Genomic DNA, 25,532 nt, shown 5'->3' on the forward strand with positions numbered 1-25,532 from the left:
CTGCTCAAGACGTTCCAGGACCTGCACGCCTTCTCGGACTCCATGGACGTCTGCAAGTTCTCCGCCTTCGCCGAGAGAGCGGAGAACTACGCCCGGCAGTTCTCGGCCGTGACGGGCTGGTCCATCACCGCCGAGGACGTGATGCGCATCGGCGAGCGGATCTACAACCTGGAGCGGTACTACAACAACCTGGCCGGTTTCACCGGCAAGGACGACACGCTGCCGCGCCGCTTCCTGGAGGAGCCGGCGGCGGGCGGGAGCGAGGGCTCGGTCGTCCACCTGGCGGAGATGCTCCGGGAGTACTACGCGCTCCGCGGCTGGGAGGACGGCGTCGTCCCCGAGGCCAAGCTGCGCGAGCTGGGCATCGAGCCGCCGGCGAAGGAGCGCCTGGAGGGGCGGACCCGGGCCGCGTAAGCCGCGCGCGCCACCCGCCGCGGGGTCGCCGCAGGCCGGGCCGGCGCGGGTGCGCTGCGGGCCCGCCGGGACGAGGAGGAGAAGGGAAGCCGCCCCGGCCGGGGCGGCTTCCTGCCGCAGCGGGCGGGAGGAGCCGGGCGGCGGGAGGAGGCGAGAGGATGCAGCTCTTCGAGGTGCGGAGCGTGGCCGAGGTGCTGGCGCTCATCGAGCGGGAGTTCGCGCCGCTCGAGCGCGAGGCCGAGCGCGTGCCGCTGGAGGAGGCGGCCGGGCGCGTGCTGGCGGAGGAGCTGGCCGCGCCCGAGAACGTGCCGGGCTTCGACCGCTCCACCGTCGACGGCTACGCCGTGCGGGCGGCCGAGACCACGGGGGCCTCGGAGTCGCTCCCCGCCATGCTGAAGCTGGCGGGCGCCGTGGCCATGGGCCGCGCCGCGGAGCGGCCGCTGGGCCCGGGGGAGGCCGTCTACGTCCCCACCGGCGCCATGCTGCCGCCGGGCGCCGACGCCGTGGCGATGATCGAGCACGTGGAGGAGCTGGACGACCTGGTCAACGTCCTGCGCCCGGTGGCGCCCGGGGAGAACGTGATCCGGCGCGACGAGGACCTGCGCGCCGGCGAGCCGCTCCTGCCCCCCGGCCACCGCCTGCGCGTCCAGGACCTGGCCGCGCTGGCCGCCGCAGGGCGGAGCGAGGTGCCCGTCCGCCCGCGCCTCGGCGTCGCCGTCCTCTCCACGGGGGACGAGGTGCGGCCGGCGACAAGCCCGCACCTGGAGCCGGGGGAGGTGCGCGACGTCAACGGCGTCACCCTGTCCGCCGCCGCCCGGGCGGACGGCGCCCGGGTCCGCTACGCCGGCATCGTCCCCGACGACGAGGCCGAGCTGGCGCGCAGGGCCGCCGCGCTGCTGGCCGAGAACGACGTGCTGCTCCTGTCGGGGGGAAGCTCGGTGGGCACCAAGGACATGACCGAGCGCGTCATCGCCGGCCTGGGCCGGCCGGGCGTCCTGGTCCACGGGGTCGCCCTCCACCCCGGCAAGCCTGCGCTCCTGGCCCGGATCGGCGAGAAGGCGGTGGTGGGGCTTCCCGGCCACCCGGTCTCGGCCCTGCTCATCTACCACCTCTTCGTGCGGCCTATTCTGGCGCGCCTGGACGGGGAGCGGCCGCGTCCGCCGAGGCCGCTCTGGCGGGCCCGGCTGGCGCGGAACCTGGCCTCGCACCCCGGCGAGAGCACCTACGTGCGCATCCGGCTGGTGGAGCGGGAGGGCGAACTCTGGGCGGAGCCGGTCTTCGGCAAGTCGGGGCTCGTGGGCACGCTGCTGGAGGCGGACGGCTTCCTGGCCATCCCCCCCGAGCGGGAGGGGTTCCGCCAGGGCGAGACGGTGGAGGTCTTCCCCCTGGTCTGAGCGGCCGGGAGGGGCGCCGAGCGGGAGGCGATACGGATGACCAAGAAGCGCGAACGGACGCTCTACCTGCAGGACGTCCCCCTGGAGGAGGCGCGCCGGCGATGGCTGGAGGCGGTCTCCCTGCCCGCCCGGGTGGAGGAGGTCCCCACCGCCGAGGCCGCCGGGCGCGTGACGGCGGCCCCGGTCTTCGCCCGCCTCTCCTCGCCGGCCTATCCCTCCGCGGCCATGGACGGGATCGCCGTCCGCGCCGCCGACACCTTCGAGGCGCGCGAAACCCGGCCGGTCCGGCTCCGCCGGGAGGAGCAGTTCGTCGAGGTGGACACCGGCGATCCGCTGCCCGAGGGCTTCGACGCGGTCATCATGGCCGAGCACCTGCACTGGGTCGACGCCGGGACCGTCGAGATCCTGGAGCCCGCGCGCCCCTGGCAGCACGTCCGTCCCGTCGGCGAGGACGTGATGGCGGCCGAGCTGCTCCTGCCGGACCGGCACCGGCTCCGGCCGGTCGACCTGGGCGCGCTGCTGGCCGGCGGGGTCCTCCGCCTGCCCGTCCTGGCGCGCCCCACCGTCGCCATCCTGCCCACCGGCGACGAGCTGGTGGAACCGAGCGAGCGGGTGGAGCGCGGCCAGATCGTCGAGTTCAACAGCGTCGTCTTCGCCGCCTACCTGCGCGAGTGGGGCGCGGAACCCGTCCGCTTCCCCCCCACCCCGGACGACCCCGAGGCGCTTCGCCGGCGCCTGGAGGAGGCGCTGGAGGGCCACGACCTGGTCCTCCTCAACGCCGGCTCCTCGGCCGGCTCCGAGGACTACTCGGAAGAGGTGCTGGCCTCGCTGGGCGAGGTGCTGGTCCACGGGGTGGCCACCCATCCCGGCAAGCCGGTGCTGCTGGGACGGGCGCGCGGGAAGCCGGTGGTGGGCCTGCCCGGCTACCCGGTCTCCGCCTACCTGGCCCTGGACTGGTTCGTCCGGCCGCTGCTCGCCCGCGCCCTCGGCCAGCCGCTGCCCCGGCGGCCGCGCGTCCGCGCCCTGGCCGGCCGCCGCATCGTCTCCGCCATGGGCACCGAGGACTTCGTCCGCGTCACCGTCGGCTCCGTCGGCGGCCGGCTCGTCGCCCAGCCGCTCTCGCGCGAGGCGGGCGCCACCATGTCGCTGGTCCGCGCCGACGGCCTCCTCGTCGTGCCGCCCGGCAGCCAGGGCTACGAGCAGGGGGAGGAGGTGGAGGTGGAACTGCTCCGCGACCCGGCCGAGCTGGAGCAGAACATCGTCGTCACCGGCAGCCACGACATGGCCCTGGACCTCCTGGCGGGCGAGCTGCGACGGATCGAGCCCGGCCTCCGCCTCGTCTCCACCCACGCCGGCTCCATGGGCGCCATCTTCGCCCTCCGGCGCCGGGAGGCGCACTTCGGCGGCCTCCACCTCCTCGACCCGGAGAGCGGCGAGTACAACCTGCCCTACGTGAGGAAGTACCTGGCCGGCGTCCCGCTGGCGGTCGTCCACCTCACCTACCGCAGCCAGGGCTGGATCGTCGCCCCGGGCAACCCGCTGGGCATCCGCGACGCCGGCGACCTGGCCCGCCCCGAGGTCCGCTTCGTCAACCGCCAGCGCGGCGCGGGCACCCGGCTGCTCCTGGACCAGCTGCTGGCCCGCGCCGGCGTCGAGCCCGCGGCCGTCCGCGGCTACGAGCGCGAGGAGACCACCCACCTGGGCGTGGCCGCGGCGGTGGCCGCGGGCACGGCCGACGTCGGCCTGGGCGTCCTCTCGGCGGCGCGGGCCATGGGCCTGGACTTCGTCCCCGTAGCCGAGGAGCGCTACGACCTCTGCTTTGCGCGCGACTTCTACGAGAGCCCGCGCGGGCGGCTGGTCCGCTCGCTCATCGCCTCGCCCGCCTTCCGCCGCAGCGTGGAGGCGCTGGGCGGCTACGACTGCCGCGACGCCGGCACCGTCTGGCTGGAGCAGTAGCGCTCAGCGGAAGGTCTCGAAGGCCCAGACCTCCGTCTCCGCCGGCAGCGGCGAGCTCTCCAGCGGCGCGTCGTCGGGGAGGCTCCGGACCGGCCCCTTCCAGAGCGCCAGGAAGCGCTCCAGCGGCTGGATGGGCAGCCCGCGCCGCCCGGGGCCTCCCTGCGTGCGCGAGGTGGCGTAGTGCATGGGCACCACCACGCGGGGGCGGAGGCGCTCGACGGCGCGCAGCACTTCCTCCGGCTCCAGGGTGAAGAAGCCGCCCACCGGGATCATCAGCAGGTCGACGGGACCGATGGCCGCGACCTGCTCCGGCCCGGGCACGTGGCCCAGGTCGCCGGCGTGGGCGTAGCGCCGGCGGCCACCCTGCCCGTCGTCCGCCTCCACCACGAAGAAGGCGTTCCGCCCGCGCTCGGCGCCCTGGCGCGCGTCATGGTAGACGCCCACGCTGCGGAAGCGGGCGTTGCCGACGGCCTCGTCCACCTGCGCCCAGCCGCCGCCGGGCGCCAGGCCGCGCAGGACGAGCGGGCGGCCGCGGATCGAGGCCACGTGGTTGTGGTCGTAGTGCTCGTGGGAGACGGTGACCACGTCCGCCCGCACCTCCGGCTCGGGGTAGCCGACGGCCGGATCGGGCGGGTCGGTCACCCAGACCGGCCCGCCGGGAAGCTCGACGAGAAACGAAGCGTGACCTAGCCAGCGCACGGATCGCCACCCCCCGTGACGGCGGCCGCCTCCTCGGGCTCCCCCTCGGGCTCCTGGCGCCGGCGCCGGTTCCAGAGCCAGCCGGCCGCGCCGACGGCGACGAGGAGCAGGCTGACCCACTGCGCCAGCGTCAGGCCGGCGATCATGGTGCCGCCCATGCGGAAGAACTCGACCCAGAAGCGGCCGACCGAATAGGTGACCAGGTAGAGCCAGAGCTCGTCGCCCCGCCGGGCGAAGGGGCGCCCGCGGTACCAGAAGAGGAAGGCGGCGCCGGCGGCGTCCCAGAGCGACTCGTAGAGAAAGGTGGGATGGTAGAAGGCGACGTTCTCGTAACCGGGCAGGCGGTGCTCGGGGGCGATGTACATCTTCCAGGGCAGGTTGGTGGGGTACCCGTACAGCTCCTGGTTGAAGAAGTTGCCCCAGCGCCCGATGGCCTGCCCCAGGAGGACGCTGGGCATGGCCACGTCCAGCATCCCCCACAGCCCCACCCGCCGCGGCAGCCGCCGGCTGAAGAGCCAGGCGGCCAGGAGGCCCGCCACCAGGGCGCCGTGGATGGAGAGGCCGCCCTGCCAGGTGGCCAGCGCGTCCAGCGGGTGGCGGCCGTAGTAGGCCAGGTTCTGGATGACGAAGCCGGCGCGGGCGCCGACGAAGCCGGCGACGGCGACGACCACGGTGAAGTTGATCAGGGTGTCGGCGTCGACGCCCAGGCGGGCCGCGTAGGGCCGCGCCAGGTAGTAGCCGGGGATGAAGGAGCCCGCGATGAGGACGCCGTACCAGCGGACGCTCAGCGGGCCCAGTTGGAGAAGGACCGGGTGGACCGCCACCTTGCCGGCGAAGACCGGGCGCAGGAGCCAGACGAGCACGCCCGCCCCCACCAGCCCGGCCACCGCCCAGAACCAGGCCGGAAGCCGTCTCTGGACGCCGGCGCCGGCTTCCTCGGATTGCCTCGGGTCGACCTCGTTCACCGCTTCGCCTCCTCGGCGGGGCGCGGCCGCCTGGTGCGCTCCGCCCGGATCTCTTGGGCGCGGGCCTCGCGCAGCTGCTCCAGCTCCGCGATCATGTCGCGCAGGATCGCCGCCCGCTCGAACTCCAGCAGCCGGGCCGCCTCCTTCATCTCCTTTCGCAGGCGCTCGATCACTTGCGGCAGCTCGCGGGCCGGCACCTCCTTGAGGCTGCGGCCCGGCTGGAGCCAGTACTCCGCCCGCGCCTCGGCCGCCTGTCCCGCCCGGCGACGGCCGCCCGTCCCGGCCGCGGAGTCGACGGGGTGGGTCGCTTCCAGCACCTCGCGCACCGGCTTGACCACGGTCTGCGGCGTGATGCCGTGCTCGCGGTTGTGGCGCTCCTGGATGGCGCGGCGCCGGTAGGTCTCCTCGATGGCGGCCTTCATGGAGTCGGTGATGGTGTCGGCGTAGAGGATCACCTTGCCCTCGGCGTTGCGCGCCGCACGCCCGATGGTCTGGATCAGGGAGCGCTCCGAGCGGAGGTAGCCCTCCTTGTCCGCGTCCAGGATGGCGACCAGCGAGACCTCGGGCAGGTCGAGCCCCTCGCGCAGGAGGTTGATGCCGACCAGCACGTCGAAGACGCCGAGGCGCAGGTCGCGGATCAGCTCCATGCGCTCGATGGTCTCCACCTCGGAGTGCATGTAGCGCACCTTGACGCCCAGGTCGCGCAGGTAGTCGCTCAGCTCCTCGGCCATCTTCTTGGTCAGCGTGGTCACCAGGACGCGCTGGTTCCGCGCCACCCGCCTGCGGATCTCGCCGATCAGGTCGTCGATCTGCCCCTCCACCGGCCGCACCTCCACCTCGGGGTCGAGGAGGCCGGTAGGGCGGACGATCTGCTCCACCACCGTGGTGGAGTGCTCCAGCTCCCACGGGCCGGGCGTGGCCGAGACGAAGAGGATCTGCGGCACGCGCCCGAGGAACTCCTCGAAGGTGAGCGGCCGGTTGTCCAGCGCGGAGGGCAGGCGGAAGCCGTACTCCACCAGCACCTCCTTGCGCGAGCGGTCGCCGTGGTACATGCCGCCGATCTGCGGCACCGTCACATGCGACTCGTCGATGATGCAGAGGAAGTCGTCGGGGAAGTAATCCAGCAGCGTATAGGGGGGCTCGCCCGGCTTCCTCCCGGTCAGGTGGCGCGAGTAGTTCTCGATGCCGTTGCAGTAGCCGACGGTCTGCATCATCTCCAGGTCGTAGCGCGTCCGCTGCTCCAGGCGCTGGGCCTCCAGCAGCTTCCCCTGCGCGCGCAGCTCGCGGAGCCGCTCCTCCAGCTCGGCCTCGATAGAGCCGACGGCGGCGCGCATCTTCTGCGCTTCGGTCACGTAGTGCGAGGCGGGATAGATGGCGACGTGGTCCCGCTCGCCGAAGACCTCGCCGGTCAGCGGGTCGAACTCCAGGATGCGCTCGATCTCGTCGCCGAAGAGCTCGATGCGCAGCGCCCGCTCCGAGCTGGAGGCGGGGAAGACCTCGATCACGTCGCCGTGGACGCGGAACTTGCCCCGCACCAGGTTGACGTCGTTGCGCTCGTACTGGTCGTCCACCAGCCGGCGCAGGATGCGCTCGCGCGGCTGCTCCTGGCCGACGCGCAGGCTGAGGACCAGGTCGCGGTAGTCCTGGGGCGAGCCCAGGCCATAGATGCAGGAGACGCTGGCCACGATGACCACGTCGCGCCGTTCGAAGAGCGCGCTGGTCGCCGAGTGGCGCATCTTGTCGATCTCGTCGTTGCGCAGCGCGTCCTTCTCGATGTAGAGGTCGCTGGACGGGATGTAGGCCTCCGGCTGGTAGTAGTCGTAGTACGAGACGAAGTACTCCACCGCGTTGTGGGGGAGGAACTCCTTCAGCTCGCTGGTCAGCTGGGCCGCCAGCGTCTTGTTGGGAGCGACGACCAGCGTCGGCTTCTGGATCCGCTCGATGGTCCAGGCCATGGTGGCCGTCTTGCCCGAGCCGGTCACCCCCAGCAGCGTGACATAGCGCTCGCCGCGCCCGCCCCGCGCGGGCGGGAGGAGCGCCCGGGCCAGCTCCTCGATGGCCTTGGGCTGGTCTCCGGCGGGCGCGAAGGGCGCCTCCACCCGGAAGACCTGCTCCCGGTCCCTCCCCCGCGTTCCGCCCGGAAGCTCGATCACCTTGCCCATGCCCGCCCCTCCTCCCCGCCTATCCTAACCCGGAGCGCCAGGAAGTCCGCCCCGCCCGGCCCCCTCCCCCCTCCCCGCCACTCTCTGCTAGGCTGGCTACGGTGCCGGCCGCGCCGCCGACGGCGCGGGCGCGGCGCCGCCCGTCCGGAAACCGGGAGGCGGCTTCATCGATCCATGACGCGTCTCGACGTTCGCGACCTGGTCGACTGGGCCTTCGACCGCCTCACCCGCGCCCGCCGCGTCTACGACGCGGAGGGGCGGCCCACCATCTACCTGCCCGCCCTCACCCGCTACCGCGGTCCGGAGGTCCGCGACGAGCGGGGCGAGGTGGTGCTCCGCGACGGCCAGCCGGCCATCGAGGTCCACCTGGACAACCGCTGGCTCCGCCAGGCGGGCGCCGACGGCCCCGTCGACCCGCAGGCCACCTTCGCCCTCCTGCGCATGGCCCGGCGCCAGATGCGGGCGCTGGCCGACTACCTGGCCGGGCCCGAGGTGCCGCCCCAGTACGCGGTCTGCTTCGGGCGGAGCCTCTTCGGCGCCTTCACCGGGCGCCTGGGCTGGCACGAGGCGGAGCTACCGCCCGGCCAGTCCCGGCTCCTGGGCTGGTACGAGGACTGGCTCCGCCGCCCGCGCCGCGCGGGCGCCGGCCGCTCCCCCGCCGCGGCCGGCCGCCGGCGCGCCACGCTGGTCTGGATCGGCCGCCGGGAGCTGGTGGAGCGCTACGGCGGCCGGGCGGCCGGCTCGGACCGCCCCGCCACCGGCGAAAGTCCCGCCGGGGGCGATTGAGGCGCCCGCGCCCGCAGGCGCCCCGGCCCCGCGCGGCTCCCGCGCGGCAGAAGGGGCGGCCTCCTCGCAGGGGCCGCCCCGCTTCGCTCGCCTCCCGCCCGCCGGCGCTTCAGCCGATCAGCAGCAGCGGCACGATGAGGAGCGCCACCACGTTGACGATCTTGATCAGCGGGTTGACGGCCGGTCCGGCCGTATCCTTGAAGGGATCGCCGATGGTGTCGCCCACCACCGCCGCGGCATGCTCGGGCGTCCCCTTGCCGCCGTAGGCGCCGTCCTCGATGTACTTCTTGCCGTTGTCCCAGGCGGCGCCGCTGGTGGTCAGGTAGAGCGCCAGGAAGAAGCCGCTCACCAGCGTCCCCAGAAGGAGTCCGCCCAGCGCTTGCCAGCCGTGGGAGCCGAGCCCGAAGCCGACGATGGGCGGTGCCAGCACCGGGATGAGCGCGGGTAGCGTCATGCTGCGCAGCGCCCCGCGCGTCACGATGTCCACCGTCCGCCCGTAGTCCGGCTTCTCGGTGCCGTCCAGGATGCCGGGCCGCTCGCGCAGCTGCCGGCGCACCTCCTCCACCACGCCCAGCGCCGCGCGCCCCACCGCCTCCAGCGCGTAGGAGGCGAAGAGGAAGGGCAGGAGCGCCCCCAGGAGCAGCCCCGCGATGACGAAGGGGTCGGAGAGGTCGAAGGCCGCCCGGTCGCCCAGCCGCCCGGCCAGCTCGTGGACGAAGGAGCCGAACAGGACCAGCGCGCCCAGCGCGGCGGAGCCGATGGCATACCCCTTGGTCACCGCCTTGGTGGTGTTGCCCACCGCGTCCAGGGCGTCGGTGATCCTGCGCACCTCGGACTTGAGCCCGGCCATCTCGGCGATGCCGCCGGCGTTGTCGGTGATCGGCCCGTAGGCGTCCAGGGTGATGATGAAGCCCACCAGGGAGAGCATGCCGCTGACCGCCACGCCGATCCCGTAGATGCCGCCCAGCACGTAGGCCAGCAGCGTGGCGGCGGCGATGACCAGCGCCGGCACGAAGCTGGAGCGGAAGCCCAGCGCGGTGCCCGAGATGACCACGGTGGCCGGCCCGCTGCGCGTCGACTCGGCCAGGCGCTTGATGGGGCCGTACTTCTTGGAGGTGAAGAAGTCGGTGATGACGATGAGGACGGCGGTCACCACCACGCCCAGCAGGGCGGCCGCGAAGTAGCGGAGCGGCAGGCCCATCCAGAGCGTCGCCCCCAGGAAGAGGAGCGCGGCGAAGACGAGCGTGACCGCGGTGGTTCCGTAGAGGGCGGGCATGATCCCCTCGGGCCGGTCGGTGCTGACGTTGACGAAGGCGCCCAGGATGGCGGCCACGGCGCCCGCCGAACCCAGGAGGAGGATGTAGCCGGCGTAGGCGGGCTGGCCCGGATGGACCAGGTGGGCCAGGAGCAGCGAGCCCACCAGCGTCACCACGAAGGTCTCGAAGAGGTCGGCGGCCATGCCCGCGTCGTCGCCCACGTTGTCGCCCACGTTGTCGGCGATGACCGCCGGGTTGCGCGGGTCGTCCTCGGGCAGCCCCTGCTCCACCTTGCCCACCAGGTCGGCGCCCACGTCCGCCGCCTTGGTGTAGATGCCGCCGCCCAGGCGGGCGAAGATGCTGATCAGGCTGGCGCCGAAGGCGAAGCCGACGGTGGTCGAGTCGGGCACGTGCAGGAGAAGCAGGACCGCGATCCCGGTCAGGCCCAGGCCGATGACGAAGAGGCCGGTCACCGCGCCGCCGCGCAGGGCCAGCCGCAGCGTCCCGCGCAGGCCGTAGCGGTCGGCCACCTGGGCGACGCGGACGTTGGCCCGAACCGCCACCGTCATGCCGGCGTAGCCGGCCAGCGCCGAGAGGGCGCCGCCGAAGAGGAAGGCCAGCGCCGGCCCGAGGCCCAGCGAGAGCGCCAGCACCACCGCCAGGACGACGGCGACCATGGCCAGCGTCCGGTAGGAGCGGGAGAGGTAGGCGACCGCCCCCTCCTGGATGGCGCGGCCGATGCGCTCGATCTCCGGGTTCTCGACGCGGATGCGCAGCACCGAGGAGACCGCCAGCCCCCCGGCGGCCAGCGTGACCAGCCCGACGACGAGGGCTAACCAGAAGAGCTGTGTAGACACGTCGCTGATCTCCGCCCCTTTCGTGGAATCACCCGCGCCGGCCGGCCCCGGCGGGAGCGCCGGCGGCGCTCGGCTCACAATGAAAGAATTCTAGTCGCTCGCCGCCCGGCCTGCACCCGGGGCGCCGCCCCCGCGCGCCGCTCAGAGCTTGTAGCCGAAGCGCCGCAGGAGCGCGTGGCGGTCGCGCTCCTCCTCTTCCCCTTCCACGCCCACGGGCGGGTAGCCGTCGATGACGCCCAGGACGCCGCGCCCCTGCTCGCTGACGCCCACCACCACCTCCAGCGGGTTGGCGGTGGCGGCGTAGATGCGGCAGACCTCGGGCACCGCCTTGACCGCGTTGAGGACGTTGATCGGGAAGGCTTCCTTCAGAAAGATCAGAAAGGCGTGACCGGCGCCGATGGCGCGCAGGTTCCGCACCGCCAGCTCTACCAGCTCCGGGTCGTTGCCGGCGCGCCGCACCAGCCGCGCCCCCGAGGCCTCGTTGAAGGCGATGCCGAAGCGGATGCCGGGCGCGGACTGGACCAGCGCCTCGTACAGGTCCTCCACCGTCTTGATGAAGTGGCTCTGGCCGAAGATGAGGTTGAGCTCCTGCGGGTTCTCCACCCGCACCACCTCGACGGATGCCAATCCCCCCATGGCGGCCCTCCTTTCCGGGTGCCTCTTCGCGCGCGCATATCCGCATCCTTCCCCGGCAGAGGCTAGGTCCACCAGAACTCGAGGCGACAGGAGGAGGAAGCATGCCCCGCCCGATCTCCCTGCGGCGCCGCGCCGCGGCGCTGCTCCTCGGCGCCCTGCTCCTCGCCGCCGCCGGGGCCGTCCTCGCCCCCGCCCGGCGGCCGGCTACGGCGGCGCCGCTGCCCACGCTCTACTGGGGCAGCTCGGGCGACGCCGTCCGCCTGGCCCAGCAGCGCCTGGCTTCCTGGGGCTACTACCACGGTCCCATCGACGGCTATTACGGTGCCTCCACCTGGGAGGCGGTCCGCCTCTTCCAGAGCCGGAACGGCCTGCCGGTGGACGGGACGGTGGGCGCCCGCACCTGGGCGGCGCTGGGCTACTCCGCCCAGCCGGCGGCCGCCACGCCCGCCTACTCGCCGGCCGCGGCGGTGGGCAGCCTGCGCTCGGGCAACGTCGACCTGCTCGCCCGGCTGGTGATGGCCGAGGCGCACGGCGAGCCCTTCACCGGCCAGGTGGCGGTGGCGGCGGTCATCCTCAACCGCATGCGCAACCCCGCCTTCCCCAACACGGTGGCGGGCGTCGTCTTCCAGCCCGACGCCTTCGAGTCGGTCTCCAACGGCCTCATCTGGCAGGTGACGCCCGACGCCACCGCCTACCAGGCGGCCGAGGACGCGCTCAACGGCTGGGATCCCACCTACGGCTCGCTCTACTTCTGGAACCCGGCCAAGGCGGTCTCGGGCTGGATCTGGACGCGGCCCATCGCCCTGACCATCGGCCACCACGTCTTCGCCCACTGAGCGGGCGGCCCGGGCCCCCGCCCCCGGCCCGGGGGCGGGGGCCCGGGGCGACGGAGGGAGCCGGGGCGACCGAAGGAGGATGGAGAGCATGGCAGGAGAGGAACGAACGGCGCAGGGCGAGGCGGGGCGCGGGCGCGCGGGCCGCGGCCGGCGCCTCTTCCGGGGGGAGTCGCCGGCCTGGCTGAGCGCCCTCCTGGGCCTCGCCCTGGTGGCGGCGCTGGCCTGGGGCGGCTGGGAGCACTCGGCCCGCCTGCGCATGCAGACGGCGCTGGAGGCGCGCTACCAGCAGGCCTTCTACGATACGCTGGACCGGAGCGCGCAGGCCGAGGTGGCGCTGGACAAGGCGCTCGTGGCCGCCACTCCGGCCCGCCGCGCCTACCAGCTGCAGGAGGTCTGGCGCTACGCCTCGCAGGCGCAGTCCTCGCTGGCGCTCCTGCCCCTCTCCGGCCTCGACCTCTCCCCCACGCGCAAGTTCCTGGCGCAGCTGGGCGACTACGCCCACACCCTGGCCGACCAGATGAGCGCCGGCTCCGCGCCGGCCGGCGGCAGCCTGGCGCAGGCCCAGGTCTCCCAGCTGGCGCTTCTCCGCAGGGCGCTCTCGCAGTGGAACGGCCAGCTCCAGGCCACCTCGCGCAACCTGACCGCCCGCCACTACCTCTGGAGCGCGGCGCTGGAGCCGCGCCCCGCGCTGGCGCTCCACCTGCCATGGGCCGCGGGGCGCCGCGCCCGGGCGGAGGCCCCCGCCCCGCGCGCCTCCTCCGGCGCACGGGGGGCGGCCGTGCCCGTCGTCGACCCGCTCTTCGCCGGCCTGGCCGCGGCCAACCGGGCCGTCGACCGGCTGCCCTCCCTGGCCTACGACGGCCCCTTCGCCGACCAGGCGCTGGCCATGACGCCGCGCGCGCCGGGCGGCGCCCCGGTGACGGCGGCGGCCGCCCAGCGCGTGGCGCTGGCCTGGGCCGAGGCCAGCCGCGGCCGGGGCGGCGGCCCCGCCTGGTCGCTCTCCGGCTCGGCCCAGAGCGTCCACGGGCCGCTCCCCGTCTATCGCTTCAGCCTGGTCCGCCGCAGGGCAGGGGGCAGCGAGCACCTGACCGTCGACGTCTGGCAGGCCGGCGGCCACGTCCTCTCCCTCCTCTCCGACCGCCTGCCGGGGCGGGCGGCGCTGGGCGCGGCCGACGCCCGTCGCATCGCCGCCGACTTCGTCCGCCGTCTCGGCTTCCCCGGCGCCGTCCCCACCTACAGCCTGGTCAGCGCGGGCGTGGCGACGGTGACGCTGGCCGACACGGCGCCGGCGCCGGGCGGCGGCCGGGTGCTCCTCTACCCCGACCAGCTGAAGGTGCGCGTGGCGCTGGACAACGGCGAGGTGACCGGCTTCGACGGCCTGGCCTACTGGCTCCGCCACCGGCCGCGGACACTGCCCGCGCCGCGGCTGAGCGCCGCCCAGGCGGCCGCCGTCGCCACCGGTGGCGCCGCCGGCCGCGGCCTGCCGCCCGCCGACCAGCTCTCCGTGGAAGGGAGCCGCCTGGCCCTCATCCCGCTGGACTCCGGCCGCGAGGTGCTGGCCTGGGAGGTGCGCGCCCGCTCGGCCAAGTCGCTCTACCTGATCTACGTCAACGCGCTGGACGGGTCGGAGGAGAAGATCCTGCTCATGCTCCCGACGCCGGGCGGCGAGCTGACCCTCTGAGCGGGAGGCTCCCGGTCAGGAGGCGGCCAGGCGGCGGGCCCAGAGCCGCCGCCCGGCGGAGAGGAGCTCGCCCACCTCGGGCACGCGCAGCAGCCAGAGCGCACCCCCGTAGGCGGCGGCGGAGAGGAGGCCCGCCACCGCCAGCCAGAGCGCCTGGTGCAGGAGGCCCGTCCCCGGCCCGGGCACGCCCGCCCAGCGCGCCCAGGCCGCGTCCAGCGCCGTCATGGCCAGCGAGGCGAGCAGGATGCGCAGCCACTTGCCCGCCTCGCCCGCCAGCGCCTGGTGCAGGCCGGGCAAGACGGCCGCCAGCCAGAGCGTCTGCACCCAGGTGGCGACCGTGGCGGCGAGGGCCAGGCCGCCCAGCCCCATGGGACCCACCAGGAGGAAGCTGAGCAGGATGGTGACCGCCACCCCGCCGATGTTGACCGCCATGGGCGTGCGCGTGTCCTGTCGGGCGTAGTAGGTCCGGCGCAGCACGTCCTGGGTGGTGGCGGCGGGCAGCCCGGCGGCGTACATGGCCAGCCCCAGCGCCGTCATCCGCGTCGCGTGGGCGTCGAAGGCCCCGTGCTCGAAGAGGAAGCGGACCACGGGCACCCCCAGCACGATCATCAGGAGCGCCACCGGCAGGCCGATCAGAAGCCCCAGGTCAAGCCCGCGCCGCGTCAGGCGCAGCGCTCCCCCCTCATCCTCGCGCGCCACGCGGTCGGAGAGCTCCGGGTAGAGGACCGTGCTGATGGCGGCGGTGAACAGGCCGGTGGGCAACATGAAGAGCAGGTTGGCGTAGTTGAGCGCCGAGATGCTGCCCGGCGGCAGGTTCGAGCCCAGCATGCGGTTGATCACCGGGCTCAGCTGGACCACCACCATGCCCAGCAGCACCGGCGTCATCAGCCGGCCCACGTCGGCCAGCGCCGGCTGGCCGAGGTCGACACTCCAGCGGAAGCGCCCCAGCCCCCGCATGCCGGGGAGCTGCGCCAGCGTCTGGGCCAGCGTCCCCACCACCAGCCCCAGGGCGGCCGCCTCGATGCCCAGCCGCCCCGAGAGGAAGAGGACGGAGGCGATGACCACCAGGTTCTGCCAGACCGGTGCCAGGGCCGGCAGGGTGAAGCGGCGGTGGGCCTGTTCCACCCCGGTCAGGATGGCGCCCACCGAGAGGAAGAACATCATGGGCAGGAGGATGCGCGTCAGGTGGACGGCCAGCGCCATGCGCTCCTCCGGGAAGCCCGGCGCGATCAGCCGGATCATGGGCGCCGTCAGCCCCCACATGAGCGCCGCCAGCAGAAGCGTCCCGGCACTGACCAGGATCATCAGGCTCGAGTAGAGCTGCGTGGCGCGGCGCGGGTCGCGGACGTGCTCCGCGGTGTAGGCCGGCACCACCGTGGTGGAGAGCGCGGTCCCCACCACCAGCCAGACCAGGTTGGGTACCGTCTGCGCCACCACGTAGGCGTCGGTGAGGCCGCTGGCGCCGAAGCGGGCAGCGATGACGCTCTCGCGGACGAAGCCCAGGAGCTTGGAGGCGACCGTGGCGGCCGCGATCAGACCGGCCGCACGGGCGAACTCGCGCCTGTTGATCACGGACTTGTCCCACACGCCCTCTCGCGGGATTGCGCCGGCCTCTCCGCTGCCGGGAGGCGGGCGTCCGGACCCGGAAAGAAAGAATACACCCTGGAGCGCGCGCAGGCGGGTGCCTTCTCCTTCCCCCTTTCTCCAGCTTGTGGCAGAATAGCGAAAATAGCTCTTCGTGTGCAAAGAGCGCGCTTTTCTGCTACGCTTGCGACGACGATCGATCCGTTGCAACGCATCCATCCACGGACGGGGGGACCGCTGCGGCCGAGATGACCACATTGGGACGACGCCTCCGCGCCATGCGCATCGAACGCGGGCTCAGCCAGGCCCAGGTGGCCGGAACCCTTACGCGCGCGGCCGTCAGCGCCGTCGAGCTCGGCCACATCTGGCCCTCGGTGGACACGCTGGACACCATGACCCGCGGCCTGGGCCTGCCTGACGGTTACTTCTACGAGCTCTACCTCTCCGAGACGGACGGCGAGGCCCATCTCCTCGCCTTCGGCCAGCGCTGCTTCGAGCGCGGCATGGGCGACCTGGCCCGGCGCGCCATGGCCAAGCTGGTGGCCATCTCGCGCAGCAAGGGACGGAACCGAATGGTGACCGAGGTCCTCTGGCGGCTCGGCCTCTGGGCGCTGGCCGAGGGGCGGACGCAGACGGCGCTGGCCACCTTCCAGGCCTGCCTCGACCGGGCCATGGCCGAGCGCGACTGGGCGCGCGTGGTCCGCATCCACCTCCGCCTGGCCGAGCTGGAGCAGGCCGAGGGGCGGCGGGTGGAGCTGCTGGAGCGCCTGATGACGGCCCGCCACCTCCTCGCCTGGGTAGAGGAGGAGGAGCGGGAGCTGCGCCTGGCCGTCCAGCGGCGGCTGGGCGATCTCTGCCTGGAGATGGACTTCCTCGACCTGGCCAGGGAATACTACCAGGCGGCCTGGCAGGAGCTGGCCGGCGCCCCCGGCGAGGCGGGTACGGCCCCCGGCCTCGAGGGAGGCGCCGAGGCGGCGGGCGTCGCCCTGGCTCTGGCCGATGTCCACCGGCGCCGCGGCGAGGCGGCGGAGGCGCTGCGCTGGGGCGAGTTGGCCGCCCGCCTCTTCGCCGAGCTGGGCGACGAGGAGGGGCGCGCCCGCGCCCAGGCGCTCTGCGGCGGTGCGCTGGCCGACCTGGGCCGCTTCGGGGAGGCGCGGGAGGCGCTCCTCGAGGCTCTCCAGCTCCTGGCGGGCGGGGAGCGCGTGCGGCCGCTGGTCGACCTGGTCGGCGCGGAGCTGGCGCTGGGCGGGACGGCGACGGCCCGGCAGTACGCCGCCGAGGCGCTGGAGCTGGCCGGCGACGAGCCGCGCCTGCGTGGCTGCGCGCTGCGCGCCCATGCGCTCGCCCTGCGCGAGGCGGGCGCCGTCGAGGAGGCTTTCGAGGGCTTCCTGGAGAGCACGGCACTGCTGGCGGGCGCGGGCGGGGGGAGCGATCTGCGCCGTACGCTCTGCGAGGCGGGGCGGGCGCTGGCCGAGGCGGAGGAGCTGCGGGGGAGCGGGTTCGACCGCTTCCTGCAGCGGCTGACCAGCACGCTGGGCGTGGAGGCGGAGTCCAGGACGGCCTAGGCGGGCCCGTGTCGCCCGCTCCCCCGGCCGGATGCGGGAGGAACGATCGCGAGAGGAGGGGCAGCCGATTTCCGCGGCAGCGACACAGGCCGTAGCCGCGGTCGCGGGCGCCCGGGACGCCGGGCGGCGCCCGCGCGAGGAGGCACGCACGATCCGCGTGCTGACCAGCGACGGCCTGAAGCTCGACCCCTGCAGCCGCAGCACCGCGCTCCAGGAAGTGCGCCTGGGACGGGCGCGGTGGCGCGGCCGCTCCACCATCCAGCTGGTCTACAACCCCTTCGTCGCCCGGCGCATCCGCCGCCAGGTGCTGCAGCGAGACCGCTACCGCTGCGCCTGGTGCGGCGCCCCGGGCAACACCATCGACCATCTCCTGCCCTGGTCCCAGGGCGGCCTGACCACCCTCGACAACTGCGTCTGCAGCTGCCAGGAGTGCAACGGGCGGCGCGGCGACCGCAGCGTGGAGGAGTTCGTCGCCGCCGAGGGCATCCGGCCCACCCACCCCGTGGTCCTGGCCTTCCTCCGCGCCCGCGGCTGGAAGGAGGGCGCCCGGGCGGAGGCCGGCACGGCCGAGCGCCCGGACGGTGCGGCGCTGCTCGCCTCCGGCTCCGCGGCGGGCACGGAGGCGCCCGCCGCGGCGGCGCCCGCCGGGAGCGGCAAGGGCCGCCGGCGTCGCCGGCGCGGCCGCGCCCCGCGGGAGGCGCGGCCGGCGGAGGAGGCCGCGGCCGCCTTCCCGCCCGCCCCGCCGCGCCCGCGGGGCGTCTGGCTCGAGCCCTGGGTGGGCGATCTCTTCGACGAACGCTTCGCCTGCGGCGCCTAGCCGCGCCGCGCAGCCAGCCGGCGCGGAGGGGCGGGCGGCGGCCCTCAGCGGCCGCCGCCCGCCGCGCGCAGCGCCCGGAGAGCCCGCTCCGCCGTCGCCAGCTGCGCCTCGAAGCCGGCGGTCCCCTGCTGCGCCCGCAGCACGGCCGCCGCCTGTGCCGGCAGCGAGGAGGCCGGCCGGCCCGCCAGCCGCCACCAGGCGGCCGCCTCGGGCTGGAGCTGCGCCGGCAGCCCCGGCAGCGCCGCCGCGATCCTGTCCGCCGCCTCCGCCGGCCTCCCCTCGACCAGCGCCAGCTGGCCCAGGCGGAGATCCCACATGGGCGTCTGGGCCGGCATGACCACGCCCTCGCGCACCGCCTGCGGCGGCGCCGTCCTCCGCTCCGCCTGGTAGCGGCTCCAGAGCTGCCGGAGCGCCTCGAGCTGGCGCGCCGCCTCGCTGCGGAGCGCCGCGGCGTCGGCGCCGGCCGGGGCGGGCGACGCCCCGGCGGCCTGGAGCGCCGCCTGGACCGCCACCTGCCAGCGGGCGTTGGCCAGGTTGTCGTAGCCCCCGGAGACCTTCGGCTCCAGGGCGACGGCCCGTTCCAGCTGCCGGAGCCCCGCCTGGATCTGGCCGTGCTGCAGCAGAAAGGCACCGTAGATCGAAGCCATGTTGGCGTCCTGCGGGCTGAGCGCGACGCCTCGCGCCATCTCCGCCTGCGCCTGGGCGAGCAGCGGCTGGCCGCCCGGCGAAGCCGGCCCGCCCGGCTGGCCGGCGGCCAGGGCGGCCAGCGCCTGCCCGCGGTCGAAGCGGAAGGAGCCGGTCCAGGGGTCGAGCGCCTCCGCCCGGGCAAAGAGGTCGGCCGCCTGCTGGTAGCGGTGCCCGTTGAGCGCCTGCGCGGCCGCCTGGCCGTCGCGGAAGGCGACGGCCAGGGAGAGCGTCAGCAGAAAGAGGAGCGCCAGCGCCGAGAAGGCCAGCACCTGCGTCCCCGCGCCCGTCCGCTCCTCCCCGTGGCGCCGGAGCGCGCGGGGCACGGGCGCCGCCGCCGCGGCCGCCCCCGGGCGCGCCTCGCCGGCCGCGGCGGCGGCCCAGGCCGGCGCCTGGTCGGCGAGGTTCTGGACGGCGGCCAGGAGCGCCCAGAGCGCCACGGAGACCGCCGCCAGCGAGAGGTCGAAGTCGATGAGGCTGTGCAGCCCCAGGTAGAGCGCCGCCGTCCCCGCCGCCGCCGCCAGCGCCCGCCGGCCCGGCAGCGCGGCGCCGGCGGCGCGCACGGCCGCCAGCGTCCCGCGCAGGAGCCCCGCCCAGAGCGCCAGAAAGGCGGCCAGCCCCAGCGCGCCCGCCTCCACCCAGACCTGGGCGAAGGCGTCGTGCACCTGCGTCGACCAGTAGGGGTAGGCCTGCACCTGGTGGTAGAGCGCGTTCCAGGCGCCGCCGCCGCCGCCCAGGACGGGGTCGCGCAGACCCAGGCGGAAGGCGTCGCGCGCCCAGTCCAGCCGCGACCAGGCGTTGTACTCCGAGAGGCCGATATGGGAGAGGCGCTGGGCCAGGCTGGCCGGCAGGAGCGCCAGGAGGCCGGAGGGCGCGGCGGCGCCCAGGAGGAGCGCCCCGGCGACGCCGGCGCCGGGCAGGGGCCGCTCGGCCGCCCATTCCAGCGCCCGGCGGGCCGCCCGCTCGCCCCAGAGGGCGACCAGCGCGCTCCCGGCCACCGCCAGCGGCAGCCCCTCCAGCAGGGTCGCCCAGACCCCCCAACCCGCGCCCGCCGGCGCCCGGCCTGCCTGCATCGCCCGGTAGAGCGCCCCCGCCTGGTGCGGGAAGGAGGGACCCAGAAGCCCGAGGCCGCCGGGCAGCAGCGCCAGCAGCAGCACCGCCCCCTCCAGCACCGCGGCCAGGCGCCGGCCGCGCGGCAGGAGCCCGAGGCCGACCAGCGCGGTCAGGGGAAGGATCAGGTAGGCGCCGCGCGAGTAGGTGAAGACGAAGGCGAAGAGGAGCACGTAGCCGGCCGCCCCCAGCGCCAGGAGCGCCGCCAGCCGGGCGCGGGCCGGCCGCGCCGACGGCCCCGCGGGCTCCCTCTCGCCGCCCAGGCCGCGCGCCCAGAGGCCCAGCGCCGCCAGCAGGCCCGCCGCCAGGTAGGCCGCCAGCGTGTTGGGGTACTGGAAGACCGAGTAGAGGCGCGTCCCGTCCCAGGCGCCGTTGTACCGCCAGCTGCCCGCCGCCACGCCCAGCCCGGCGACGGCCGTGGCCGTCGCGCTGACCACCAGCGTCGCCGCCACCGCCAGGGCGGTCCGCTCGGCCGCCGCCGGCGAGGGGCGGCCGTAGCCCAGCCCGGCCAGGCGGACGACCAGGTAGACCAGCAGGTAGAGGAGGAGCTTCAGGTCCTCCTGGACGGCCGCGCGCCGGTCGACGGCCACCAGGGTGGAGAGGACGTAGAAGGCGAAGAGGGCGACCGCCGCCAGGTCGGGCCAGTGGGCCCGCAGCACCGCCCCCGCCGTCCGCCCGCGGAAGGCCGCCCAGGGGTCGGCCGGGCCGTTCCGGAAGCGGAGCGCCAGCGCCCACGCGGCCAGGGGGATGGCCGCGAGGAGCGCCACCATCTGCTCGAAGGGGAAGTAGAGACCGCGGAAGAAGGGCGTCAGCACCAGGAGGAGGAGCGCCCCCGCCAGCGGGCCGTCCTCCCATGCCCGCCGCGCGGGCCGCGGCTGCCCGCCCGCGTGCGACCGCGCCGCCGGCGCGGCGGGCGCCGCGCGCACCGCCCGCTCCCCGCCGCGAGGCGGCCGCCGGCGGGGCCGCCCCCTGCTCGCATCGCTCACCGCTCTCGCCTCCGTCCCGTCGCCGGAGCGGCTCAGCGGGCCACGCGCACCGCGCCGGGGAGGACGGAGACGCGCAGCCGCGTCCCCGGCGCCACCAGGCCGAGCCCCTCGCCGTCCAGCTGCGCCGCCACCTCCTCCGCGAAGCGGACGGTGAAGGCCGTCACCCGGTGGACCAGCGTGCGCGGGTCGCCCAGATGCCGGCCCTGGATGACGCGGGCGAAGACCGGCAGGGCGCCCGCCCGCGACAGGTCGTGCGCCAGAAAGAGGTCCAGGCGCCCGTCCGACGCGTCCGCCCCTGGCGCCGCGCGCATGCCCCCGGCCAGCCGCTCGGTGTTGACGCAGTTGCAGAGCCAGACGCGCTCGTAGCGGCGCTCCTCGCCCCCCTCTTCGGCCAGCCAGGCGGTCAGCGGCCGGAAGGTGAGGAGCCCCTTGAGCACCGCGGTATGGTAGCTGAGGCCGCCCAGGAAGGACTTGTACCAGGCGCTGTTGACCTCGCGGACCACGGCGCCGTCGAAGCCGGCGCCGAAGGTGTTGACGCCCAGGAAGCTGCCCCGCCCCGGGATCTCGACGCGGATCAGGTCGACCGGGCGCGCCTCGCCGTAGAGCCCCCGCTCCAGCGCCTCGCGCGGCGCCTGGGGCAGGCCGAGGCCGAGCCCGAAGTCGTTGCCGGTGCCGGCCGGCACGATGCCCACGACGGGCTGGCGCTCCGCCGGCAGGCCGCTCTCCACCAGGCCGCGGGCCACCTCGCCCACCGTCCCGTCGCCGCCCACCACCACGAGCCGCTCGGCGCCCGCCTCGGCAGCCTGGCGGGCCAGACGGGCGGCGTGGCCGGGGCCGTCGGTCTGGAAGAGGCGCAGCCCGGCCGCCTCGGGCAGCTCGCGCTCCAGCTGCCGCCAGGCGCGCAGCGCGTCGCCGCGCCCGGCCGCCGGGTTGACGATGGACCAGGCCTCCAAGCGTTCCACCTCGCACCAGGTTTCGGGGGCGCGATCCGGCCGGAGGCGCACGGCCCACGTCCGCACCGGCGGTTCGGCCGACTCCCGGGCCCTTATCCTACCATCCCGCGCGGACGCGCGCGGGCGCCGGGGAGCGGTTCAGCAGCAGCGCATGCCGCCGCCGGAGCCGTACTTCCTGTCCACCTCGAGGCGGAAGAAGTCGGCGCGGCTCAGCTCCGGCTCCTCGCCCCGCTCCCGGTGCATCTCCAGGTAGCGGTCGTAGTCCGGGATGCCGGCGACGGCGCGGGTGACGCGCACCGCCTGGCGCCAGGCCCGTCCCAGGCGCCGCCGCAACGGTTCGCCCTCCATCTCGCCACCCCTTCCTCCGCATCCGCCGGCGGGGGCGACGGGCTCGCCGGTGACCCGCCGCCACGGCGGGGGCGTCCGGAGCCGGCGCCCCGGACGTCCCCCGCGCCCCTCCCCGCCTCAGCGGCCGCCGGCCGCGGGCTGGAAGGCCACGCGGCGGCGGTAGGGCTCCTCGTGCAGCTCGGGCTTCCTCCGCCCGAAGAGGACCGGCAGCCAGGCGCGCACCGCGTCGACCAGGATGCCGGCCATGATGAGCAGGAAGACGCCGGTCAGCACTGCGTCCACCCGGTCGTTGAAGATGACCTGGTGCGCCTGCGCCAGCGTCTTCGCCGGCGCCGGGATCTGGCCCGCCGCCACCTTGGCCGCGAAGGCGTTGGCGTGCGACCAGAAGCCGATCTTGGGATCGGGCGAGAAGATCTTCTCCAGCGCCGCCGTCCAGGTGGTGGCGTACATGAAGAGCATGGGCACCAGCGTGACGAAGCTGTACTTCGCCTTCCCCATCTTGATGAAGACGGTGGTGGCGATGACCAGCGCCACGGCGCCCAGCATCTGGTTGGCGATGCCGAAGAGCGGCCAGAGCGTGTTGATGCCGCCCAGCGGGTCGGTGGCGCCGGCGTAGAGGAAGTAGCCCCAGATGGCCACCGTCAGCGCTGAGGCCAGCACCGTCGCCGGGTACCAGCTGACGTCACCGAACTTCGGCCAGACGCGCCCCACCAGCCCCTGGAACATGAAGCGGGCGACGCGCGTCCCCGCGTCCACCGTCGTCAGGATGAAGACGGCCTCGAAGAGGATGGCGAAGTGGTACCAGAAGGCCATCACCGCCTCCCCGCCCAGGAAGCGCGAGAAGACGTGCGCCATGCCCACCGCCAGCGACGGCGCGCCGCCGGTGCGCGAGAGGATGCTCTTCTCGCCCACCAGCTGCGCCGTCCGCTGGAGCGTGGCCGCGTCGATGGTGAAGCCCCAGGAGCTGATGGTGTGCGCCGCCTGCGCCACCGTGGTGCCGATGGCCGAGGCGGGCGAGTTGATGGCGAAGTAGAGGCCCGGCGTCAGGAGCGTCGCCGCGGCCATGGCCATGACGGCGACGAACGACTCGGCCAGCATGCCCGCGTAGCCGATCATGGGCGCGTCGGTCTCCCGCTCCAGGAGCTTGGGCGAGGTGCCGGAGGAGATGACCGTATGCCAGCCGGAGAGCGCGCCGCAGGCGATGGTGATGAAGAGGAACGGGAAGAGCTTGCCCGCGAAGACCGGTCCCGTCCCGTCGATGAAGCGGGTCACCCCGGTCATCTGCAGCTGGGGATGGACGACCACGATGCCCACCGCCAGGAGCGCGATGGTCCCGAGCTTGAGGAAGGTGGAGAGGTAGTCGCGCGGCACCAGCAGGAACCAGACCGGCAGGATGGAGGCCAGGAAGCCGTAGATCATGATGGCGACGGCCAGCTGCGGCGCCGTCAGCGTGAAGAGGGGCGCCAGCACCGGCGACGCCGCCACGCCCCGGCCCAGGATCAGGGCGACCAGCATCAGGGCCACGCCGAGGAGCGTCGCCTCGCCCACCTGCCCCGGCCGCACGAAGCGCATGTAGAGGCCCATCAGGATGGCGATGGGGATGGTCATGGCCACGACGAAGGTGCCCCACGGGCTCCCCTTCAGCGCGTTGACCACCACCAGCGCCAGCACCGCCAGGACGATGAGCGCCATCAGCAGCGTGCCGATCTGGGCGATCCAGCCGCCCACCGGCCCCACCTCGTCGCTGGCCATCTCGCCCAGGCTCCGCCCCTTCCGCCGCATGCTGGCGAAGAGGACGACGAAGTCCTGGACGGCCCCGGCCAGGACGGCGCCCACCACGATCCAGAGCGTCCCCGGCAGCCAGCCCATCTGGGCCGCCAGCGTCGGGCCCACCAGCGGCCCCGCGCCGGCGATGGCCGCGAAGTGGTGGCCGTAGAGCACCCAGCGGTTGGTGGGGACGAAGTCCCGGCCGTCGTTGTGGACGACGGCGGGCGTCGCCCGCTCGGGGTCCAGCTCCATCACGCGGCGGGCGATCCAGAGCGCGTAGAAGCGGTAGCCGAGCGCGTAGGTGCCGAGCGCGGCCACCAGCAGCCAGAGCGCGTTGACCCGTTCGCCCCGGTGGATGGCCAGCGTGGCGAAGGCGAAGGCGGCCAGGATGGCGACGATCGCCCAGGCGACCGCCGCCAGCGCCTTGCGGCCGGGCGACGAGGGGGCCGGGTTGCGCCCCGCGGCAGGGCGGCCGGTCGCGGTGGTGCCGCCGGCGGCGGCCTGCGCATCATGCAAAGAGCCCGAAGAAGCCTGTCCCTTGCTCATCGGCGGAAACTTCACCCTCTTTGCGTGAAGCTTGTGTTCATGATGCGCATTTCAAAATATAGAAGTTCCAATCGCCTCCCAAACTTCTATAGCGCCGCCGCTGCAATCTTTCAACCGGGCAAGTTTTTCCGGCGCTGCGCACGCTTCCCGGAAGTCGTCCCTGCCTCGGGGCGTGTCCTTGCGCCCTGGCACGGCGTTGGTTTCCGGTTTCGACGGGCCTGGCTCGGGGACCAGTTGGGGACGTAGCGGCGACGGCTTGCCTGCCCGGCGCGTTGGGCGCGAACCGGACGTAATGTCCAGCCACTCGTCTACGGCCTTGGCGGCCTGCTCGTGCTGCTCGGGGAGCACGTGCGCATAGACGGCAAGCGTCACCGTGACGCTCAAGTGGCCCAGCAGCTTCGAGACGACGTGGATCGGCGTACCTGCCCGCAGCTGTAGGGTGGCCCAGGTGTGGCGCGGGTCGTGGAAGCGCGGGTAGGGTTCCCGCAGCCCTTCCACCCGGCGCACGAAGCCTTAGAACCACAGTCCGAGGGTCCGCCGGCCGATGGCCTCGCCGTTCTCGTGGGTGAAGACATAGCCTGTCTGCTTCCACGCAGGCCCCCAGGCCAGGCGCTCCTGTTTCTGCCAGAGGCGCTGCCGACGAAGGGCTTCACGGGCCTGCTGAGCCAGGGGGACGGTGCGTACGCCAGCGGCGCTCTTGGTTGGACCAGGGGTTTCCCCGTCGTCTCCGAGGGAGCGCTGGACCGTGAGAGCTGTCTCGCCCACGTCCTGCCACTGGAGTCCCAGGATCTCCCCGATCCTCAGCGCGGTGGCGAGGGCGAGCTCCACAGCGCGGGCGTATTTGGCGCCCACGAGCTCAGTTTCGGCGGCCATGGCGGCGGCCATGACCGCCCGCGCCTCCGCGGGGTCAAGCGCCCTCATTTCAGGCGCCGTCCACCTGGGCTTCCGCGCCCGCGTTCCGCTGGCCGGGTTATCCGGCCGCAGGCCCCATCGTACGGCGTCGCCTAGCGCCCGCCCCAGCACGATGCCGCGCTCGGCCACGGTGCGCGGTGAGAGCCCAAGGCTGAGGAGCTCAGAGTACATCCTCTCCACGTGAAGGGGGGTCAGGGCCTGGAGCTGTGGCAAGGCTTGTCCTCCCGATGGCCTGCACCGCCGCCCCGTAGGTGGCGATGCTCGCCGGGGCAAGCTGATGGCGCACCGCCCCAAGCCACTCGGTCAAGTACTCCGGAAAGACCACCACGGGCAGTTCGGGAGATGCGATAGGTGTCCTTCCGGCGGGTGCACACCGGGGGCGCAACAGGAATAGGCCAGGAAAAAGAGAAGCGTCCAGCGGAACCAACGTCGTCGGGCGGAGGTGCTCTTCGGATGTCGGCGAGCTGGTGGCGGGCGGCAGCGCTGAGCGGGCTCCTGGGCGTGGCAAGCGCAGCCGCCGTAGGATGCTCGGGCGTGGCCTGGTCGGCGGCCGACGCCTTCAAGGCGGCCGTCCACGCCGCCGGGCACACCTGCGCCGCCACGGCCTCCATGCCGCTC

The 25,532-nt window shown here is 74.5% G+C and carries 20 protein-coding genes; 8 read left to right on the forward strand and 12 right to left on the reverse strand.

Features of this window, described 5'->3' with window-relative positions; all coding sequences use genetic code 11:
• The 3 genes from K6U79_05560 to K6U79_05570 form a co-directional block, all read left to right on the forward strand.
• Window positions 1–414: aldehyde ferredoxin oxidoreductase C-terminal domain-containing protein (locus K6U79_05560; protein ID MCL6521828.1), on the forward strand; the 414-nt coding region annotated here is incomplete at its 5' end.
• Between the two features lie 158 nt (window positions 415–572).
• A complete protein-coding gene (locus K6U79_05565) occupies window positions 573–1,808 on the forward strand; it encodes a molybdopterin molybdotransferase MoeA (protein MCL6521829.1) in 1,236 nt (411 codons plus the stop codon).
• Between the two features lie 36 nt (window positions 1,809–1,844).
• Window positions 1,845–3,764: a molybdopterin biosynthesis protein gene (locus K6U79_05570; protein MCL6521830.1), complete on the forward strand. Its 1,920-nt coding sequence runs from the start codon at window positions 1,845–1,847 to the stop codon at window positions 3,762–3,764.
• A 3-nt stretch (window positions 3,765–3,767) separates the two neighbouring features.
• Here K6U79_05570 and K6U79_05575 read toward each other — a convergent pair whose 3' ends face one another.
• The 3 genes from K6U79_05575 to uvrB are packed head-to-tail and all read right to left on the reverse strand — an operon-like array spanning window position 3,768 to window position 7,590.
• Window positions 3,768–4,463 (reverse strand): MBL fold metallo-hydrolase, encoded by a 696-nt coding sequence (locus tag K6U79_05575; GenBank protein ID MCL6521831.1) that lies wholly within the window; start codon window positions 4,461–4,463, stop codon window positions 3,768–3,770.
• A complete protein-coding gene (lgt, locus tag K6U79_05580) occupies window positions 4,451–5,428 on the reverse strand; it encodes a prolipoprotein diacylglyceryl transferase (GenBank protein MCL6521832.1) in 978 nt (325 codons plus the stop codon). Before lgt ends, K6U79_05575 begins: the two co-directional genes overlap by 13 nt.
• Window positions 5,425–7,590 (reverse strand): excinuclease ABC subunit UvrB, encoded by a 2,166-nt coding sequence (uvrB, locus tag K6U79_05585; GenBank protein ID MCL6521833.1) that lies wholly within the window; start codon window positions 7,588–7,590, stop codon window positions 5,425–5,427. Before uvrB ends, lgt begins: the two co-directional genes overlap by 4 nt.
• A gap of 174 nt (window positions 7,591–7,764) precedes the next feature.
• Between uvrB and K6U79_05590 the strand changes: the two genes are divergently transcribed.
• A complete protein-coding gene (locus K6U79_05590) occupies window positions 7,765–8,376 on the forward strand; it encodes a hypothetical protein (GenBank protein MCL6521834.1) in 612 nt (203 codons plus the stop codon).
• Between the two features lie 109 nt (window positions 8,377–8,485).
• Here the strand turns inward: K6U79_05590 and K6U79_05595 are convergent, their stop codons facing one another.
• Both K6U79_05595 and K6U79_05600 read right to left on the reverse strand, forming a co-directional pair.
• Window positions 8,486–10,489, reverse strand: a complete 2,004-nt coding sequence (locus K6U79_05595; GenBank protein ID MCL6521835.1) for a sodium-translocating pyrophosphatase — start codon at window positions 10,487–10,489, stop codon at window positions 8,486–8,488.
• A 141-nt stretch (window positions 10,490–10,630) separates the two neighbouring features.
• On the reverse strand, window positions 10,631–11,125 hold the full coding sequence (locus K6U79_05600; protein MCL6521836.1) for an adenosine-specific kinase: 495 nt from the start codon (window positions 11,123–11,125) through the stop codon (window positions 10,631–10,633).
• 101 nt (window positions 11,126–11,226) lie between these two features.
• Between K6U79_05600 and sleB the strand changes: the two genes are divergently transcribed.
• Both sleB and K6U79_05610 read left to right on the forward strand, forming a co-directional pair.
• Window positions 11,227–11,961: a spore cortex-lytic enzyme gene (gene sleB / locus K6U79_05605; protein ID MCL6521837.1), complete on the forward strand. Its 735-nt coding sequence runs from the start codon at window positions 11,227–11,229 to the stop codon at window positions 11,959–11,961.
• 88 nt (window positions 11,962–12,049) lie between these two features.
• A complete protein-coding gene (locus K6U79_05610) occupies window positions 12,050–13,642 on the forward strand; it encodes a germination protein YpeB (protein MCL6521838.1) in 1,593 nt (530 codons plus the stop codon).
• 15 nt (window positions 13,643–13,657) lie between these two features.
• Here the strand turns inward: K6U79_05610 and murJ are convergent, their stop codons facing one another.
• Entirely contained in the window at window positions 13,658–15,229 is a 1,572-nt protein-coding gene (gene murJ / locus K6U79_05615) for a murein biosynthesis integral membrane protein MurJ (protein MCL6521839.1), read from the reverse strand.
• A 245-nt stretch (window positions 15,230–15,474) separates the two neighbouring features.
• Here murJ and K6U79_05620 point away from each other — a divergent pair, with 245 nt between their 5' ends.
• Window positions 15,475–16,791, forward strand: coding sequence for a helix-turn-helix domain-containing protein (locus K6U79_05620; GenBank protein ID MCL6521840.1), 1,317 nt, complete (start codon window positions 15,475–15,477; stop codon window positions 16,789–16,791).
• Window positions 16,792–16,822: 31 nt separating this feature from the next.
• On the forward strand, window positions 16,823–17,608 hold the full coding sequence (locus tag K6U79_05625; GenBank protein ID MCL6521841.1) for an HNH endonuclease: 786 nt from the start codon (window positions 16,823–16,825) through the stop codon (window positions 17,606–17,608).
• A gap of 44 nt (window positions 17,609–17,652) precedes the next feature.
• Here the strand turns inward: K6U79_05625 and K6U79_05630 are convergent, their stop codons facing one another.
• From K6U79_05630 to K6U79_05655, 6 genes are all read right to left on the reverse strand, one after another.
• Window positions 17,653–20,388 carry an O-antigen ligase family protein gene (locus K6U79_05630; GenBank protein ID MCL6521842.1) on the reverse strand — a complete coding sequence of 912 codons (2,736 nt, stop codon included), beginning with the start codon at window positions 20,386–20,388 and terminating at the stop codon, window positions 17,653–17,655.
• Window positions 20,389–20,420: 32 nt separating this feature from the next.
• The gene (locus tag K6U79_05635; GenBank protein ID MCL6521843.1) at window positions 20,421–21,407 is read right to left on the reverse strand and encodes a YegS/Rv2252/BmrU family lipid kinase; all 987 of its coding nucleotides are present in this window, start codon (window positions 21,405–21,407) and stop codon (window positions 20,421–20,423) included.
• A gap of 72 nt (window positions 21,408–21,479) precedes the next feature.
• Window positions 21,480–21,689: a putative selenoprotein gene (locus tag K6U79_05640; GenBank protein ID MCL6521844.1), complete on the reverse strand. Its 210-nt coding sequence runs from the start codon at window positions 21,687–21,689 to the stop codon at window positions 21,480–21,482.
• Window positions 21,690–21,806: 117 nt separating this feature from the next.
• Complete coding sequence (locus K6U79_05645; GenBank protein MCL6521845.1) at window positions 21,807–24,002, reverse strand: carbon starvation protein A; 2,196 nt, start codon at window positions 24,000–24,002, stop codon at window positions 21,807–21,809.
• Window positions 24,003–24,053: 51 nt separating this feature from the next.
• A complete protein-coding gene (locus tag K6U79_05650) occupies window positions 24,054–24,509 on the reverse strand; it encodes a tyrosine-type recombinase/integrase (GenBank protein MCL6521846.1) in 456 nt (151 codons plus the stop codon).
• Window positions 24,510–24,515: 6 nt separating this feature from the next.
• A complete protein-coding gene (locus K6U79_05655) occupies window positions 24,516–25,127 on the reverse strand; it encodes a tyrosine-type recombinase/integrase (GenBank protein ID MCL6521847.1) in 612 nt (203 codons plus the stop codon).
• Window positions 25,128–25,532 lie beyond the last annotated feature (405 nt).

It is taken from the genome of Bacillota bacterium (assembly GCA_023511835.1).
Classification (GTDB): domain Bacteria; phylum Bacillota; class Sulfobacillia; order JAIMAT01; family JAIMAT01; genus JAIMAT01.

Excerpts from the sequence above, each read along its gene's own strand:
- K6U79_05565 (MCL6521829.1), top strand. The coding sequence starts at position 573 with ATGCAGCTCTTCGAGGTGCGGAGCGTGGCCGAGGTGCTGGCGCTCATC.
- K6U79_05570 (MCL6521830.1), top strand. The coding sequence starts at position 1,845 with ATGACCAAGAAGCGCGAACGGACGCTCTACCTGCAGGACGTCCCCCTG.
- uvrB (MCL6521833.1), bottom strand. The coding sequence starts at position 7,590 with ATGGGCAAGGTGATCGAGCTTCCGGGCGGAACGCGGGGGAGGGACCGG.
- K6U79_05590 (MCL6521834.1), top strand. The coding sequence starts at position 7,765 with ATGACGCGTCTCGACGTTCGCGACCTGGTCGACTGGGCCTTCGACCGC.
- K6U79_05600 (MCL6521836.1), bottom strand. The coding sequence starts at position 11,125 with ATGGGGGGATTGGCATCCGTCGAGGTGGTGCGGGTGGAGAACCCGCAG.
- sleB (MCL6521837.1), top strand. The coding sequence starts at position 11,227 with ATGCCCCGCCCGATCTCCCTGCGGCGCCGCGCCGCGGCGCTGCTCCTC.
- K6U79_05610 (MCL6521838.1), top strand. The coding sequence starts at position 12,050 with ATGGCAGGAGAGGAACGAACGGCGCAGGGCGAGGCGGGGCGCGGGCGC.
- K6U79_05620 (MCL6521840.1), top strand. The coding sequence starts at position 15,475 with ATGACCACATTGGGACGACGCCTCCGCGCCATGCGCATCGAACGCGGG.
- K6U79_05625 (MCL6521841.1), top strand. The coding sequence starts at position 16,823 with ATGCGGGAGGAACGATCGCGAGAGGAGGGGCAGCCGATTTCCGCGGCA.
- K6U79_05640 (MCL6521844.1), bottom strand. The coding sequence starts at position 21,689 with ATGGAGGGCGAACCGTTGCGGCGGCGCCTGGGACGGGCCTGGCGCCAG.
- K6U79_05645 (MCL6521845.1), bottom strand. The coding sequence starts at position 24,002 with ATGAGCAAGGGACAGGCTTCTTCGGGCTCTTTGCATGATGCGCAGGCC.